This is a genomic window from Ottowia beijingensis (assembly GCF_042680925.1).
GTDB lineage: Bacteria > Pseudomonadota > Gammaproteobacteria > Burkholderiales > Burkholderiaceae_C > Ottowia > Ottowia beijingensis.
In genome coordinates this window covers 50,956-66,096 of the sequence record NZ_JBHUEP010000017.1, presented here as the reverse complement: position 1 = coordinate 66,096, position 15,141 = coordinate 50,956, and the positions used below count along the sequence as shown (strand labels likewise).

At 67.4% G+C, this 15,141-nt stretch carries 16 protein-coding genes; 3 read left to right on the top strand and 13 right to left on the bottom strand.

Annotated features, from left to right (window positions below):
- Positions 1-203: 203 nt before the first annotated feature.
- From ACFSCU_RS18160 to guaB, 4 genes are all read right to left on the bottom strand, one after another.
- Complete coding sequence (locus tag ACFSCU_RS18160) at positions 204-656, bottom strand: DIP1984 family protein (RefSeq protein WP_180551562.1); 453 nt, start codon at positions 654-656, stop codon at positions 204-206.
- A 9-nt stretch (positions 657-665) separates the two neighbouring features.
- Positions 666-983: a CcdB family protein gene (locus tag ACFSCU_RS18155; protein WP_180551563.1), complete on the bottom strand. Its 318-nt coding sequence runs from the start codon at positions 981-983 to the stop codon at positions 666-668.
- Complete coding sequence (locus tag ACFSCU_RS18150; protein WP_180551564.1) at positions 983-1,231, bottom strand: type II toxin-antitoxin system CcdA family antitoxin; 249 nt, start codon at positions 1,229-1,231, stop codon at positions 983-985. Before ACFSCU_RS18150 ends, ACFSCU_RS18155 begins: the two co-directional genes overlap by 1 nt.
- A gap of 99 nt (positions 1,232-1,330) precedes the next feature.
- A complete protein-coding gene (gene guaB / locus ACFSCU_RS18145) occupies positions 1,331-2,800 on the bottom strand; it encodes an IMP dehydrogenase (RefSeq protein ID WP_377561320.1) in 1,470 nt (489 codons plus the stop codon).
- A gap of 188 nt (positions 2,801-2,988) precedes the next feature.
- On the opposite strand from guaB, the gene ACFSCU_RS18140 reads away from it, so the two are divergent.
- Positions 2,989-3,531 (top strand): DUF4124 domain-containing protein, encoded by a 543-nt coding sequence (locus ACFSCU_RS18140; RefSeq protein ID WP_377561319.1) that lies wholly within the window; start codon positions 2,989-2,991, stop codon positions 3,529-3,531.
- 115 nt (positions 3,532-3,646) lie between these two features.
- Here the strand turns inward: ACFSCU_RS18140 and ACFSCU_RS18135 are convergent, their stop codons facing one another.
- A complete protein-coding gene (locus tag ACFSCU_RS18135; RefSeq protein ID WP_180551565.1) occupies positions 3,647-3,988 on the bottom strand; it encodes an RnfH family protein in 342 nt (113 codons plus the stop codon).
- On the bottom strand, positions 3,985-4,434 hold the full coding sequence (locus ACFSCU_RS18130; RefSeq protein WP_180551566.1) for a type II toxin-antitoxin system RatA family toxin: 450 nt from the start codon (positions 4,432-4,434) through the stop codon (positions 3,985-3,987). The genes ACFSCU_RS18135 and ACFSCU_RS18130 overlap by 4 nt, the downstream gene beginning before the upstream one ends.
- Before the next feature lie 94 nt (positions 4,435-4,528).
- Here ACFSCU_RS18130 and smpB point away from each other — a divergent pair, with 94 nt between their 5' ends.
- Positions 4,529-5,011, top strand: a complete 483-nt coding sequence (gene smpB, locus ACFSCU_RS18125) for an SsrA-binding protein SmpB (protein WP_180551567.1) — start codon at positions 4,529-4,531, stop codon at positions 5,009-5,011.
- 100 nt (positions 5,012-5,111) lie between these two features.
- The gene (locus ACFSCU_RS18120; protein WP_180551568.1) at positions 5,112-5,519 is read left to right on the top strand and encodes a COG4315 family predicted lipoprotein; all 408 of its coding nucleotides are present in this window, start codon (positions 5,112-5,114) and stop codon (positions 5,517-5,519) included.
- A gap of 555 nt (positions 5,520-6,074) precedes the next feature.
- Here ACFSCU_RS18120 and ACFSCU_RS18115 read toward each other — a convergent pair.
- The 7 genes from ACFSCU_RS18115 to rbfA all read right to left on the bottom strand — a co-directional run bounded on the left by ACFSCU_RS18115 (position 6,075) and on the right by rbfA (position 15,047).
- Positions 6,075-7,214 carry an enoyl-CoA hydratase/isomerase family protein gene (locus ACFSCU_RS18115; RefSeq protein ID WP_373368357.1) on the bottom strand — a complete coding sequence of 380 codons (1,140 nt, stop codon included), beginning with the start codon at positions 7,212-7,214 and terminating at the stop codon, positions 6,075-6,077.
- 94 nt (positions 7,215-7,308) lie between these two features.
- Complete coding sequence (locus ACFSCU_RS18110) at positions 7,309-8,259, bottom strand: DMT family transporter (protein WP_333707971.1); 951 nt, start codon at positions 8,257-8,259, stop codon at positions 7,309-7,311.
- Positions 8,256-9,566, bottom strand: a complete 1,311-nt coding sequence (locus ACFSCU_RS18105) for a hypothetical protein (protein WP_377561318.1) — start codon at positions 9,564-9,566, stop codon at positions 8,256-8,258. The genes ACFSCU_RS18110 and ACFSCU_RS18105 overlap by 4 nt, the downstream gene beginning before the upstream one ends.
- Positions 9,553-11,382, bottom strand: a complete 1,830-nt coding sequence (gene typA, locus ACFSCU_RS18100) for a translational GTPase TypA (RefSeq protein WP_180551574.1) — start codon at positions 11,380-11,382, stop codon at positions 9,553-9,555. The genes ACFSCU_RS18105 and typA overlap by 14 nt, the downstream gene beginning before the upstream one ends.
- Before the next feature lie 29 nt (positions 11,383-11,411).
- Positions 11,412-13,658: an O-linked N-acetylglucosamine transferase family protein gene (locus ACFSCU_RS18095; protein WP_377561317.1), complete on the bottom strand. Its 2,247-nt coding sequence runs from the start codon at positions 13,656-13,658 to the stop codon at positions 11,412-11,414.
- A gap of 61 nt (positions 13,659-13,719) precedes the next feature.
- Positions 13,720-14,670, bottom strand: a complete 951-nt coding sequence (gene truB, locus ACFSCU_RS18090; protein WP_180551891.1) for a tRNA pseudouridine(55) synthase TruB — start codon at positions 14,668-14,670, stop codon at positions 13,720-13,722.
- A complete protein-coding gene (rbfA, locus tag ACFSCU_RS18085) occupies positions 14,670-15,047 on the bottom strand; it encodes a 30S ribosome-binding factor RbfA (RefSeq protein ID WP_333707975.1) in 378 nt (125 codons plus the stop codon). Before rbfA ends, truB begins: the two co-directional genes overlap by 1 nt.
- Positions 15,048-15,141: the final 94 nt, after the last annotated feature.

Below are 15,141 nucleotides of genomic sequence, written 5' to 3'. Positions count from 1 at the left end.
CCTGTTTTTCTGAATCACGATAGGAAGTTAGCTCACTTGGTAGAGAGGTTTGCTTCCTAAGACCCTTATTTAATGATTGAAAACAGGCTTCAGCGCCCAGTCATCGGGCGCCAGCAGCTCTTTATTTCATACTGCAACATGGCGCCAAATGGCTATCGCCTGTTCTGGCCGCTTGCAGGTGTGTGCGGGCGCCGTGGCGCGCTTCACAGCTCGGTGCGCCAGTTGGTCTCCTGCACCTGCACGTTCAACTCGCGGATCTTGCGGCTCAGGTCTTCCATCTGCTTCTGCGTGGCCGCCACGTCGATCTGCGGCACCCACTTGATCTCGCGCATGCTGTAGCGGTCGGCCTCCTTGTGCGTGGCCTCCACCGCGCTTTTCAGGATGCCGTGCTGCTGCATCAGCACGTCGCGCGCCGCCAGCACCTCGGTCAGCGGGCGGCCGTCGGGCAGTTTGGCGGCGGCGTTGGCGGCGTCGATCTTCAGCACCAGCGCCTGCTGCTCGGCAATCACGGCAAAGCATTCGGCGATCAGCTTGGCCACGTCCTCGCGCGGCGCATCACCCTCCTGCGCCAGCGCGTTCTGCGCAATGCGCTCGCGCAGCGAGAGGATTTTCTTCTTCTGATCGGCGCGGATCAGCAGGGCTTCGGCGAGTTTCATGATGAGGAGTCAATAACCTTGAAACAGGAAATCCAGCGCAGCCAGGATGCGGTCTTGCTCATCCGCCATCGAGGCCACCGGCTGCTTCAACACGCGCTGTGGCACAGCGGCGAGCTTGGGCGTTTCCATCAGGCAAGCCGTGCCGTTGACATCGAGCGTCGGCATCAAGCGCTCGGGAATCTTGACCTCAGCAAACTGATCCGCACTGCGCAGGGGCACCACCACACGGCTGTCCAAGCCGCTCAGCAGATCGGTCTGAACATCCAGTAGAAAGGGCGTGGTACGAGCGTGCGGCCCTGGATTCGGGTACACGTCGAAGCGCGCCATCAGAACGTCCTGAACTCGGCCAACGGCAAGCCTTCGACTTCCAGCGTGGCGTTGTAGGCAGCCACGAAGTCGGCGTGTTCGTGCTGCCAGCGGCGCGCTTGCTCCTGCCGCACCACTTCGCGCAAATGGCGGTCACACACTTGCGACACGTTGATGCGCAAAGCCTTGGCCGCGTCGAGCACGTCGGCACTCAGGCTCAGGTTGGCAGAGCGCTTGGGCGAGGAGGAAACAACAGGTAGTGTAGACATGGCGGGTGCGCAGAGAAAAATGCGCATAGATTCATGCGCATAGTCTAGATGCAAACCGGGCAGTAGGCAACGGCGCATCCAAACGCCGCCGCCCGTGCGTCAATCCGCCCGATAATTCGGCGCCTCTTTCGTGATCTGCACATCGTGCACGTGCGATTCACGAATGCCGGCGGCGGTGATCTCGACGAACTCGGCCTTGTCGCGCATGTCCTCGATGGTGGCGCAGCCGCAGTAGCCCATCGACGCGCGCAGGCCGCCGGACTGCTGGAAGATGATGGCGACCACGCTGCCCTTGTAGGGCACGCGGCCTTCGATGCCCTCGGGCACCAGCTTGTCGGCGTTGGGGTTGCCAGTGCTGCTTTCCTGGAAGTAGCGGTCGGCACTGCCCTGCTGCATGGCGCCGATGCTGCCCATGCCGCGGTAGCTCTTGTAGCTGCGGCCCTGGAACAGCACCACTTCGCCCGGCGCCTCTTCGGTGCCGGCGAACATGCCACCCATCATCACGCTGCTGGCACCAGCGGCGATGGCCTTGGCGATGTCGCCCGAAAAGCGCACGCCGCCGTCGGCGATCAGCGGCACGCCGGTGCCGTGCAGCGCGGTGGCCACGTTGTCGATGGCGGTGATCTGCGGCACGCCCACGCCGGCCACGATGCGGGTGGTGCAGATGCTGCCGGGGCCGATGCCGACCTTCACGCCGTCGGCCCCCGCCTCCACCAGCGCGCGCGCGGCGGCGCCGGTGGCGATGTTGCCGCCTATCACCTGCACCTGCGGATAGTTCTGCTTGACCCAGCGCACGCGCTCGATCACGCCCTGGCTGTGGCCGTGGGCGGTGTCGACGATGAGCGCATCGACGCCGGCCTTGACCAGCGCCTCGACGCGCTCCTCGGTGCCGGCGCCCACGCCCACCGCGGCGCCCACGCGCAGGCGGCCGTGGTCGTCGCGCGCGGCGTTGGGGAAGGTGGTCTGCTTGGTGATGTCCTTCACCGTGATCAGGCCCTTCAGGCGGTCCTGGTCGTCGATGATCAGCAGGCGCTCGAGCTTGTGCTTGTTCAGCAGCGCCTTGGCCTCGGCGTGGCTGGTGCCCTCGGGCACGGTGACCAGGCGCTCGCGCGGGGTCATGATCTCGCGCACCGGCACGTCGTAGCGCGTCTCGAAGCGCAGGTCGCGCCCGGTGACGATGCCGACCACGCGGCCATGGTCGATCACCGGAAAGCCACTAATGTCCAGTTCGTCGCTGAGTTGCATCACCTGCAGCACGGTGTGCTCGGGCGTGATGACCACCGGGTCGCGCAGCACGCCGCTTTCGTAGCGCTTCACTTTCGCCACCTGCACGGCCTGCTCGTCGGCCGTCAGGTTCTTGTGCACGATGCCGATGCCGCCCTCCTGCGCCATGGCGATGGCCAGGCGCGCCTCGGTGACGGTGTCCATCGCGGCCGAGACCAGGGGCAGGTTCAGGCGGATGTTGCGGGAGAACTGGGTGGAGAGGTTGACGTCCTTGGGCAGGACCTGGGAGTACGCTGGCACCAACAACACGTCGTCGAAGGTCAGCGCTTTGCCGAGAAGGCGCATGGCTTGAGGCTCCAAAAGGCGGATTGTAAACAGGCTGTTTTGGGCCGCCCTTGCCGCGCGGCGGCTGGGCCGCCGGGCGCCGTGGGCGTGCATATCGCACGAATGAAGCGGCGCCGGTTGTCGGCTGCAGGCCACCGCGGGGCGTTTCAGGGTCTGACTGACACCGCACACCGCTACACTGCCTGCCCATGAAACCTGCCCGCGCCCTGCTTTTCGCGCTGACCCTGGCCGCCACCATGGCCGCGCACGCCCAGTACCAGTGGATCGACAAGGACGGCCGCCGCGTGTTCAGCGACCGCCCGCCACCCGCCGACGTGCCGCAGAAGAACGTGCTGAAGCAGCCGCGCATGTCGAACGCGCCGCTGATCACCACGGCACCGGCAGCGCCTGCCGCGGCCGCCAGCACCCCCGCCGCGGGCGAGGCACCCAACGCCGCCACCCGCCCGGCGGCAGCCGCCAGCGCTGCGCCCGCCGGCGTCGACAAGGCGCTGGAAGAGAAGAAGAAGCAGGCCGAGGCCGCCGAAGCCGCCAAGAAGAAGGCCGAGCAGGAAAAGGTGGCCGCTGCCCGCGCCGAGAACTGCAAGCGCGCCATGAACGCCAAGGCCACGCTGGATTCGGGCATGCGCATGGCGCGCCTGAACGACAAGGGCGAGCGCGAAGTGCTGGACGACGCCCAGCGCGCGGCCGAGCTGAAGCGCGTCAACCAGATCATTGCGCAGGATTGCAAATAAGCATCCCATCGGGCTTCAGCGCCCGTCCATAAAGCGCCGACAGCTATCTAAACCATAGCATTGGCACAAAAAAACGCGCCACCCGGCGCGTTTTTTCATGGGGCCGCACGCCCGCTCAGTAGCCCGGCTTGGCACCCGGCCGCCGCCTGGCAAACAGGCCCGCCGCACGCGCACCCTGCTGGCCGAAGCGCTCGCGCCGCGCCAGCTTCGGGTCCACCCGCAGCGGGCGCCACACCTCCACCCGGTCGCGATCGCGCAGGGGCTGATCGGGCGGCGCCTTGCGGCCCCACACGCCCACGTGGCCGGGCTCGATGTTCATGTCGGGAAACCGCGCCAGCAACCCGCTGGCGGCCAGCGCCTGCTGCACCGTGCTGCCGGCAGGCAGCGTGACGGCCACCTCGTGCACTTCGCGCGGCGCCGGCGCGTAGGCAACGATGACGTTGAGCAGCGCAGTCACGCCGCGGCGCTGCCGTACACCTGCTCGGCGCGCTGCACGAAGGCGTCGACGAAGCTGCTGGCGATCTTGTCGAACACCGGGCCGACCAGCGTGGCCAGCAGCTTGTTGGAGAAGCCGTAGTCCATCTTCAGGTCGATGCGGCAGGCGCGCTGGTCTTCGCCCACGGGGGTGAAGGTCCACACGCCCTCCAGTTTGGAGAACGGGCCCTTGACCAGGTGCAGGCGCACCTCGCGCCCCGGGATGTGCTCGTTGCGGGTGACGAAGGTCTGCTTTACGGCCTTGAAGGCGATGCCGACCTCGGCCGTCATGCCGTTGTCGGTGCGCTCCAGCACCTTGCCGTGGCTGCACCAGGGCAGAAATTCGGGGTAGCGCTCGACATCGATCACCAGGTCGAACATCTCCTGCGCGGTGTACCAGATGAGGACGGACTTGTGGACGGATTTCATACAATGCGCGTTTGCCCGCGATTCTAGGCGCCCTTCCCCAGGCGCCTGCCGCGCGAAGCTTGCAAAAGCGCCCGTGGCGCTTCATATGCCCCAGATGGCCACCAAGAAAAAGCCCGCATCGTCCAGCCCGGTCATCGCCGAGAACAAGAAAGCCGCGTTCAACTACTTCTTCGAGGAGCGTTACGAGGCCGGCATGGTGCTGGAAGGCTGGGAGGTGAAGGCCCTGCGCGCCGGCAAGGCGCAGCTGACCGATGGCTACGTGGTGATCCGCAACGGCGAGCTGTTCGTCATCGGCTGCCAGATCAACCCGCTGGGCACGGCCAGCACCCACATCCGCCCCGACGCCGTGCGCACCAAGAAGCTGCTGCTGCACGCCGAGGAGATCAAGCGCCTGATCGGCAAGGTGGAGCAGAAGGGCTACACGCTGGTGCCGCTGAAGCTGTACTGGAAGAACGGCCGCGTGAAGTGCGAGATCGCCCTGGCCAAGGGCAAGGCCACGCACGACAAGCGCGACACCATCAAGGAGCGCGAGGGCAAGCGCGAGGTGGAACGCGCCATGAAGCAGCGCCACCGCTGACACGCCAGCGCGCGCGATGCGGCCTGTTGTCCGACAGGCCGATGCGGCGCGCGGGGACTACACTCTTGCGGTTGTCCACTTCGCCAAGAGGAGCCTTCGCATGAACATCAAGACCCTGACCGCCGCCCTGGCCACCGCCGCCCTGCTGGCCGCCTGCGGCACCACCAAGACCACGGCCCCGGCCGCCGGCGCCAAGCCCAGCACGCTGACGCAGGCCGCCGACGGCACGCTGATCGGCCCCGATGGCCGCACGCTGTACGTGTTCGCCAAGGACGTGGCCGGCAGCGGCAAATCCACCTGCGTCGACGCCTGCGCCGCCAACTGGCCGCCGCTGGGCGTGGCCGCCACCGCCGTGCCGCTGGGCGACTACACCATCATCACCCGCGCCGACGGCAGCAAGCAGTGGGCCTTCAAGGGCATGCCGCTGTACTACTACGCCAAGGACACCAAGTCCGGCGACCGCCTGGGCGATGGTGTGGGCGGCAACTGGAAGATCGCCAAGCCCTGACTGAGTGCTGACGAGCGCCCTGCCCTGCGCTCAACGAAAAAGCCGTGGCGTGCCACGGCTTTTTTGATGACTCGAAAGAAAGCAGCTTGAAAAACCCTTGAACGCAGAAATCGCCAAGGCAGCGCGGAAGACGCGAAAAACATCGTCTGCCGGTCATCAAGGAAGCTTGATTGTCAAGAAGTCTCCGATGGCGCGCGGACCTTGTCCGCTGTGTGGGAGCGGGCTTGCCCGCGATCAAGCGTTCGTCGCGGCGAGGCGCCTCATCGCGGGCAAGCCCGCTCCCACAACACTGCCAGGGACTTCTTGATGATCAAGCAAGAAAGATGGCCACCATCGCTTGTGAACGCTGAAGTGGCGCAGGGTTTTCAGCATCCTGTTCTGCGCCTATTGCGAAGTCTTGGCGTTCTTTTGCGTTCAAGAATTCAGCATCAAGCAGGATAAAATCTATACTATTAGGGAGTATATGATTTTAGCGCCCGTCAATAGGGCGCTGACGGATAGCATAGCGGGGAGTATACGGCGGCGCCCCTGCGCCACATCGCACCCAAAGCGCGATCACAACCCCGCCAGCGGATGCCCCTTGGGCGCCCAGGGGCTGACGAAAAAGCGCGCCACCATCTCGGGCGTGATGTCTTCGATGCGCGCCGGGTTCCAGCGCGGCGCGTGGTCCTTGTCCACGGCCAGCGCGCGGATGCCTTCCACCGTCTCGCTGTCGGCGCCGGCGCGCTGGTGAAAGCAGTGGTACACCAGATCGCGCTCCATGCGCAGCTCGTCGGCCAGCGCCATGTGGCGCGCGCGGCGGATCTGTTCCAGCGTCACGTGCAGCATCAGCGGCGAACGTGTGCGCAGTTCTTCGGCCGTTTGGCGTGCCCATTCGGCGCTGGAGGCCTCCAGCGCGGCGATGATGGCCGGCATGCTGGGCAGGCTGAAATAGTGGTCGATCTGGGCGCGATCGCTGATCTGATCTGCGCCGCCCGCTGCGAAATGTGCAGCAACCCAGCGCTGCACCGCCGCGCCGCTGTCCCAGGCCGTGTCGGCCAGGTGCTGCCAGAGGGCGGGCAGCTCGGCCGAGGCCACGCAGCCGTCGGCCAGCCGGGCTGGCACGGCCTCGTCTCCCTTCAGCACATGGCCCGTCAGCGCCAGCCATTCGCCCACGTGTCCCGGCGTGCGGCTGAGGAACCAGCCGCCGCCCACGTCGGGGAACAGGCCGATGCGCGTCTCAGGCATGGCCATCTTGGTGCGCTCGGTCACCACGCGCAGGCTGCCGCCTTGGCTCAGGCCCATGCCGCCGCCCATGACGATGCCGTCCATGAAGGCGATGTAGGGCTTGCCGTAGGTGTGGATCAGGTGGTTGAGCGCGTATTCCTCGGTGAAGAAGTCGCCCAGCGCCTCGTCAGCCGCGAGCGCCGCCTGGTGAAAGAAGCGGATGTCGCCCCCGGCACAGAAGGCGCCAAAGGGCGCGAAGCCCTCGCCCGCCTTGCCCATGCCGCGGATCGCCACGGCGTGGATGCCCGCGTCGTGCTGCCAGCCGCGCAGCGCGTCGGTCAGCAGTCGGATCATCTGCAGCGACAGGGCGTTCAGCGCCTTGGGGCGGTTCAGCGTGATCAGGCCCAGGCCGCCGGGCGTGCGCTGGGTGATGACCAGCGGCGCGCTGGCAGGATCGGTGTTCGAAGGGTGGTTCTTCGTCATTCGCAGATCATATCAAAAATGATAGCTTCCAGCGCCCACCTGTCGGGCGCTGGAGGCCAATTTGGCTTGTGAAAAGTCGCGCAGGCGACGCCGGCGCGCCCTAGGCCGGCCCGAGCGGTGCGACATCGCTCTCGTCCGCCGCTGGCGGCCCCCGCCGCACCGCGCGCCAGCCCAGCAGCTCATTCGCCAGCAGCGCGCCAATGACCAGTGTGCCGCCCGCCAGCACCTCGGGCCGGGGCGCTTCGCCCACGATCAGCCACACCAGCGCGATGCCGAACACGATCTCCAGCAAGCCCAGCAGCGCCACCTCGGCGGCCGGCAGCACGCGCGCGCACAGCACCGCCAGCACGCACGGAATCGCCAGCTGCGTGAAGCCCAGAAACGCCAGCCAGCCCAGGTCGCCCGCCGTGGCCTGGAACGGCCAGGCCAGCGGCAGCGTGACGGCGCTGGAGATCAGCGCGCCCAGCAGCACCGCCGGCACCAGGTCAATCGGCTCGCCCTGCGCCTGGCTGCGCTGCACCACCGTCCAGTTCACCGCCGCGGCCATGGGCACGCCCAGCGCGACGATGGAGCCCAGCCACTGCGTCGCGCTTTTCGCATCGCCCGCCCCAAGACCGAGCTGCCCGACGAACATCCACGCCATGCCGAGGCCGCCCACCACGATGGCCGCCCAGGTGCGCGCCGGCAAGCGGTGGCCGGTCACCACGCGGGCGATCAGCGCCGTCAGCAGCGGGCCCAGCGCCATGGTGACGAGCACGCGCGCCACGCCGGTCATCGTCAGCGCCACCATAAAGGCGGTGAACATCACCGCCCAGCACACGCCCGACAGCCAGAATGTGCCGCGCCGCCACGGCAGCCGCGCGAACACGCCCGGCCCTTGCCACAGCGGCAGGATGACGAGCAGCGACAGCGCGTTGAAGGCGCTGCGCCAGAACGTCACCTCGAACCCCTGCGCCACCTGCAGCTGCCGCGTCACCACGCCGGCGGTGGACCACAGCAGCGTGGCCAGCACCATCATCCACGCGGCGCGGGCGTGAGACCAGGGCTTCATGGCGTCGCCTTACCCGCGCGCGTAGCCGCGTAGAACTCGTCGACGCGGTCGGCAAGTGGCTCTGCGTCGTACTGCCACCACCAGCCACCAACGCCGCGGCGCACTGACAATTCGATCGGCCCCGCGTGCTGCAGACTCGCCCAGAATTCGGGTATGGCAGTCGGATGAATGTCCGGCAAAGCACCCGCACCATCGAGCGCACGCAGTCGCGGCGGCTTTTCCGCCAGCGCCTCAAAGGACACGGTCTGCGCCGGCACCCGCCAGGAAACCCATGCCAACCCCAGCTGCGGCCCAGCCAGCGCGGCGGCTACACCCAACAGCACGCTGACGACCCCCTTGGCCAGCGGAAATTCGCCAGGGCTGGCGCGCGCCTCGGTTTCGCGCGGCAGCTCCGGCCACAGCCAGAGCGCGGCTAGCAGTGCCGTGACGACACCGAGGACCACGTAATCCCGTTCGCTGGGCGCCACGAAAAAGTGCTGATATCGCGTGAAATACGCCAGCCATGCTGCCAGCGCCACCAGTGAAAAGAACCCGGCGATGGCAAGCCGCAGGCGTGGATAACTCAGAAGGTCCAGCCCGCCGACCTGACGCCCGCCCGTGACCTCGGGTAGCACGACGCCGCGTGCTGCCAAAGCCTGCGACAGAGGCAATGCCCGCAGGTTGTCGTTCAGCACCTGCCGGTTCTGCGGCAGCTGCCAGCGCACCAGGCCGAGCGTACGGTGCGGCTTGCGGGCGGGCGGCAGCGGCTCGTCCGTGAGGATCCAGCTCGCGGCGAGAAGCGCGCGCAGGCCGCTCGATCCCCAGCTCAGACGATAGGTACGCAGCGGATCAGCCCCGAAGGGCGCCCCCACCCAATGGAGCTGCACGCGACCTGCACGCACTCCATCAAGATCGAGCTGCCAGTCGAGCCAACGCGACAGAATCGGCAGGCTGGATTGGTAACGAAGCCGTTTGCGGTCGAGCACCAGCCGGCCGCCCCAGCCCCCGGAAAGCACCACCCACACGATGACGGGCATCAGCAGCAACTGTCCCGCCATGCCCAGCCAGCGGAGCGGCTCCTTGCGCCAGATGTCCAACAGCGCTGGCCACGCCGCCGGCCAGCCATCGGGGTGGCGCTGCGCCACCGCCAACAGCACCACCACCGGGATCGCCAGCACCAGAACCAGCGTGGCCCATGGGATGGCCTTCACCAGCGGGCGCAACGCCGGCCGCGTATCCGTGATTACGTTGCGGCGGCGGAATACCAGCGTGTCCGCGGACGTGGTCTGCGACTCGCCAAACGCAGGCGCCCGCTCAAGCACCTTCACGGCTCGCCCGCTTGCGCTCGTGCTCCTTCAGGAAGCGCTTGCGCAAGCGGATGCTCTTGGGGGTGATCTCGACCAGCTCGTCGTCCTCGATGAACTCGACCGCGTATTCCAGCGTCAGCAGAATCGGCGGCGTGATCTTGATGGCGTCTTCCTTGCCGCTCACGCGGAAGTTGGTGAGCTGCTTGGTGCGCGTGGCGTTCACCACGAGGTCGTTGTCGCGGCTGTGGATGCCGATGATCATGCCCTCGTACACCGGGTCGCCCGCCTTGACGAACATGCGGCCGCGGTCGTCCAGCTTGCCCAGCGCGTAGGTGAAGATTTCGCCATCGTCCATGCTGATCAGCACGCCGTTCTTGCGCCCGCCGATCTCGCCCTTGTGCGGCTCGTAGCCGTCGAAGATGTTGCTGATCAGGCCCGTGCCGCGCGTCAGGTTGAGGAACTCGTTGGTGAAACCGATCAGCCCGCGCGCCGGGATGCGGTATTCCAGCCGCACGCGGCCACGGCCATCGGGCTCCATGTTGATCAATTCGCCCTTGCGCTCGCCCAGCGCCTGCATCACGCCGCCCTGGTGGTTCTCCTCGATGTCGGCGGTGACCATCTCGATCGGCTCGCATTTCTCACCGCCGATGTCGCGAAACACCACGCGCGGCTTGCTCACGGCCAGTTCGTAGCCCTCGCGGCGCATTTCCTCCAGCAGGATGGTCAGGTGCAGTTCGCCCCGTCCGGCCACTTCGAACACGCCGTCCTCGCCCGTTTCCTTGACGCGCAGGGCCACGTTGCTCTGCAGCTCTTTCTGCAGGCGGTCCCAGATCTGGCGGCTGGTGACGAACTTGCCCTCGCGGCCCGCCAGCGGGCTGGTGTTGACGCAGAAGTTCATCGTCAGCGTCGGCTCGTCGATCTTCAGCATCGGCAGCGGCTGCGGGTTGGCGATGTCGGTCACCGTCACGCCGATGTTCAGGTCCTCGATGCCGTTGATGAGCACGATGTCGCCCGGGAAGGCTTCCTTGACCTGCACGCGGTCGAGCCCCTCGAATGCCAGCACCTGGTTGACGCGGCCCTTGTACTGCTTGCCGTCCGGGCCTTCCATCACCAGCACGTCCTGCGCCGGCTTCAGCGTGCCGGCGTTGATGCGGCCCACGCCGATGCGGCCGACGAAGGTGGAGTAATCCAGCGCCGAAACCTGCAGCTGCAGCGGCGCAGCGGCATCGCCCTCATGCGGCGGCACGTGCTTGAGGATGGTGTTGAACAGCGGCGCCATGTCCTCGCCCCACTGCTCGCCCGGCGCGCCCTCTTCCAGGCTCGACCAGCCGTTGATGCCCGAGGCGTAGACCACCGGAAAGTCGAGCTGCTCGTCGTTGGCGCCAAGCTTGTCGAACAGGTCGAACGCGGCGTTGATCACGTAGTCGGGCCGCGCGCCGGGCTTGTCGACCTTGTTGACGACGACGATGGGCTTGAGGCCCAGCGCCAGCGCCTTCTTGGTGACGAAGCGCGTCTGCGGCATCGGGCCTTCCTGCGCGTCGATCAGCAGCACCACGCCGTCGACCATGGACAGCGCGCGCTCCACCTCGCCGCCGAAGTCGGCGTGGCCAGGCGTGTCGACGATGTTGATGTGCGTGCCCTGCCAGGACACGGCGCAGTTCTTGGCCAGGATGGTGATGCCGCGCTCGCGCTCGATGGCGTTGTTGTCCATCACGGTGTCGACCACTTTCTCGTGGTCGGCGAAGGTGCCGGACTGGCGCAGCAGCTGGTCGACCATGGTGGTCTTGCCGTGGTCGACGTGGGCGATGATGGCGATGTTGCGAATGGGACGGGTCATGGTGCTTGGTTCCGGAAAAAATCAAAAATTCATTGGGGCAGGGGCGCGACCACCAGGTGATCCGGCGGCTGGCCCCGGACGTGGCGCTCCCACGCCAGATCGAAGGCGCGCTCCAGGTGGCGCGCAAAGCGCTCGGCGTCGAACAGGGGCAAGGTCTGCCGCGTATCCATCAGTTGGCGCCGGATGGCCTGCAGCCGCTCGGGCGCGGCCGACAGCGACAGCGCCAGCGCGCGATAGGCCTGCGGGCTGTCGGCCACCAACTGCGGTAGCTCGCAGGCGTGCAACAGGCTGGCGGCAACCCGCGATGCAAAGGTGCTGCCAGCATGGGTGATCAGCGGCAAGCCGGCCCACAGCGCGTCGCTGGCGGTGGTGTGGGCGTTGCAGGGCCAGGTGTCCAGAAACAGATCGGCTTGCGCATGCCGCGCCAGGTGCTGGGGCAATGGCGCGCGCTCGGCAAAGACCAGCCGCGCCGGGTCGACACCCTGCGCCGCTGCGGCGGCGCGCAGGTTGCGCTGGGCGTCGCCCTGCTCGGCCAGCAACCACAGCACGCTGCCCGGCCGCTCGCGCAGCAAATCCATCCAGAGCGCGAACACCTCGCGCGTGATCTTGTAGTTGTTGTTGAAGCAGCAGAACACGAAAGCGCCGTCCGGCAGGCCCAGCGCGGCGCGCGCCGGCACCTGCGGATCCATCATTCGCGTGCGGTCGTTGGCCTGATAGCTGACCGGCAGTTCGATGATTTTTTCGCTGTAGCCGTCGCGCGCCTCGGGTGGTACGACGATGCGGTCGGCCACCTGGTAATCGATGGCGCCCGGCATGCCCAGCGTGCCGGGGTAGCCGATGTAGTGCATCTGGATCGGCGCCATCCGCTCGGCAAACAGGCGCGGGCGACTTTGGTGGGTGTAGCCCTTCAGGTCCACGGCGATGTGCAGGTCGAGCGCCCGCGCGCGCTCGATCACCTGCGGATCACCCTGCCGGCCAACGGCTTCGAAATGCTCGAATGCGGCCTGCACGCGCGCGCGCATGGGGTCAGGCGCATCCGTGCGGTAACGCCCCAGGCACAGCCCGAACACCTCGAAGCGCGAACGGTCGTGCCGCTCGAACAGGCCGGCCATCAGCACGCTGGTGGCGTGCTGGTGAAAGTCGCTCGAAAAATAGCCCACCCGCAGCCGCGCCGGGCGCGGCTTGCCCACGTGCACGCGCCAGCGGCCGGGCTCGGTAGGTGCCACGTGGGCAAAGCGCCGGGCGCAGTCCTGTTCGGTCACGGCGCGCAGCTCGGCGGCGCCCACCGGCAGGCTGAGCAGCCGCCAGGGCTGCAGGCCTTCGATGCGCCCCTGCTGCCACTGCGTGCGCAAGGCTTGCAAATGTCGATCCAGCGCGTCCCAGTCGCACTGCACGCTGTCGAGCGTCAGCAGGTTGTTCAAGGCGACGGTGTCGCCGGGGTCGCGCTGCAGCGCCTGTTCCAGCCACTGGCGGGCCTCGGGGTTTTGCCGGTCCGACACCAGCACCACGCCCAGCGTCCGCGCGGCCGCCTGGCCGCCGCCCAGCTCGACCGCGCGCCGCGCCCATTGCGCCGCCTCGTCCGGGCGCTCCAGCCGCGCCAGCACCTGCGCGGCGTTGCTCCAGGCGTCCACCAGGTTGGCATCGATTTGCACCGCACGTTGATAGCTCCGCAGCGCCTGAGCGTCGTCGGACAAACGGTGCCAGACCATGCCCAGCCCGTTCCAGCCAGCAGCCAGGCCCGGATAGCGGGCCACCACGGACTGCATGATCGCCAGCGCCTCGCCAAACCGGCCCAGCGCGCACAAGGCCTGGGCCTGATTGCACAGTGGATCGGGGCGCTCGGGCGCCAGCTCACCAGCACGGCGAAACGCATCGAATGCGGCGCCGGCGTCGCCCTGGCGCATCAGCAGGTTGCCACGATTGAAGTGGGCGGCAGCCTGCTGCGGATCGAGCGCCAGTGCACGCGCCAGGCTGTCCAGCCCGGCATCGACCTGGCCCAGATCGGCCTGGATGTTGGCCAGGTTGATCCACCCAGCCGCCTGCTGTGGATGGCGATCGACCCACTGTTGCTGACGCTGCAGCGCTTGTGGCAACTCTCCCAGGCGCTGGTGAGCCAGCGCCGCCAGCTGCAGCACGTCATCGGCGGGTTGCGACGCATCCAGTGAGGGCGCCAGCAGCGCCAGCACCTCGGCGCACGCCCCGGCCTGCCAGGCCCGCAGGACCTGCGCCCATTGCTCGGCCGGCGCCATGGCCGAAGAAGAAGGCGCGGTGCTCACCGGACTACCCTCCGTCCTGCGGGCTGCGGGTGCGAGCGCCTTCGGCGCGGCCGGTCGGCGCTCATGCAACCCCCAGCATCTGCTGCAACTCGACGGGCGAGAGCAGGCGCTGGGCGATCAGCTCGCCCGCGCGAACATGCGCGGTGCCCAGCAGCGCGCGCGGCCGCGCGCCGAACACGGCCACCTGCGCCGCATCGGGCCAGTCGCCACGCCGGCGCATGCCGGCCAGAAAGCGCCCGGCCTCCTCGCCTTCCAGGGTGATGGGTAAATGATCGGGCAGCAGGGCCTCGGGCGGCAGCAAGGCCGCCAGCCGCGCCGCGTCATCCAGCGCCTCCAGGGCTTGCAAGGTGATGCACTGGGCGGTGAGGAAGGGGCCGGTCGCGGTGCGGCGCAAGCGGCTCAGGTGCCCACCGCAGCCCAGCGCCTGGCCGATGTCTTCGCCCAACGTCCGGATGTAGGTGCCCTTGCTGCAGGAAACTTCAATATCGATAGCTACCAGCGCTTGCCCAGATTGCGCTGGAGCCATATTCAGCTTATAAATTTGGACGGTGCGCGCCGCGCGCTCCACCTCGATGCCCTGGCGCGCGTATTCATACAGCGCCTTGCCGTCCTTCTTCAGCGCGCTGTGCATGGGCGGCACCTGGGTGATGCGGCCCAGAAAGCGCTGGCGCACCGCTTCGAGCTGTTCGGCGGTGATGGCGGGGACCGCGCGCTGCGCCAGCACCTCGCCTTCGGCATCGCCGGTGGTGGTGGTCACGCCCAGCTGGATCGTGGCCTCGTACGTCTTGTCGGCGTCCAGGTGCAGGCCGCTGAACTTGGTGGCCGCGCCAAAGCACAAGGGCAGCACGCCGGTGGCGAGCGGATCGAGCGTACCGGTGTGGCCGGCCTTTTCGGCACGCAGCAGCCACTTGGCCTTCTGCAGCGCCTGGTTGCTGGACAGGCCCAGCGGTTTGTCGAGCAGCAACACCCCATGCACCGGGCGCCGCTGCACCCGCGCACGAGGAGCAGCCATCACGATGCGTCGTCTTCCTTCGAGCGCGAGGCCACCGCCTTGGCGATCAGCGCGTTCATGTCGGCCGCGCGCTCGGTGGTGCGGTCGAAGATGAAGTGCAGCGTGGGCACAGTGTGGATGTGCAGGCGCTTGAACAGGCCGTTGCGCAGGTGGCCGGCGGCGTGGTTGAGCGCCTCCTCGGTCTCGGCCGGGTCACCCGTGAGCAGGCTGAAATACACCTTGGCGTGCGCGTAATCGGGCGTCACCTCGACGGCGTTCAGCGTGACCATGCCGACGCGCGGGTCCTTCAGCTCGCGCGCGATCAATTCCGACAGATCGCGCTGGATCTGGTCGGCGACGCGGTAGCCGCGGTTGGGGGTGGAATGCTTCTTGGGCATGAAGAGAATGACAAATGCCGGACGCAGAAATTGCGCAGAAGGCGCAAGAGATTCAAAACAAAATTTTGCGTTCTCTGCGGAACCTCTGCGTCCT

What these genes read in the sequence shown, in the direction of transcription:
- ACFSCU_RS18160 (WP_180551562.1), bottom strand. Translation starts at nt 656, where the DNA reads ATGAAACTCGCCGAAGCCCTGCTGATCCGCGCCGATCAGAAGAAGAAA.
- ACFSCU_RS18120 (WP_180551568.1), top strand. Translation starts at nt 5,112, where the DNA reads ATGAACATCAAGACCCTGACCGCCGCCCTGGCCACCGCCGCCCTGCTG.
- truB (WP_180551891.1), bottom strand. Translation starts at nt 14,670, where the DNA reads ATGGCTGCTCCTCGTGCGCGGGTGCAGCGGCGCCCGGTGCATGGGGTG.
- rbfA (WP_333707975.1), bottom strand. Translation starts at nt 15,047, where the DNA reads ATGCCCAAGAAGCATTCCACCCCCAACCGCGGCTACCGCGTCGCCGAC.
- ACFSCU_RS18140 (WP_377561319.1), top strand. Translation starts at nt 2,989, where the DNA reads ATGAAACCTGCCCGCGCCCTGCTTTTCGCGCTGACCCTGGCCGCCACC.
- typA (WP_180551574.1), bottom strand. Translation starts at nt 11,382, where the DNA reads ATGACCCGTCCCATTCGCAACATCGCCATCATCGCCCACGTCGACCAC.
- ACFSCU_RS18130 (WP_180551566.1), bottom strand. Translation starts at nt 4,434, where the DNA reads ATGAAATCCGTCCACAAGTCCGTCCTCATCTGGTACACCGCGCAGGAG.
- ACFSCU_RS18110 (WP_333707971.1), bottom strand. Translation starts at nt 8,259, where the DNA reads ATGAAGCCCTGGTCTCACGCCCGCGCCGCGTGGATGATGGTGCTGGCC.
- ACFSCU_RS18155 (WP_180551563.1), bottom strand. Translation starts at nt 983, where the DNA reads ATGGCGCGCTTCGACGTGTACCCGAATCCAGGGCCGCACGCTCGTACC.
- smpB (WP_180551567.1), top strand. Translation starts at nt 4,529, where the DNA reads ATGGCCACCAAGAAAAAGCCCGCATCGTCCAGCCCGGTCATCGCCGAG.
- guaB (WP_377561320.1), bottom strand. Translation starts at nt 2,800, where the DNA reads ATGCGCCTTCTCGGCAAAGCGCTGACCTTCGACGACGTGTTGTTGGTG.
- ACFSCU_RS18150 (WP_180551564.1), bottom strand. Translation starts at nt 1,231, where the DNA reads ATGTCTACACTACCTGTTGTTTCCTCCTCGCCCAAGCGCTCTGCCAAC.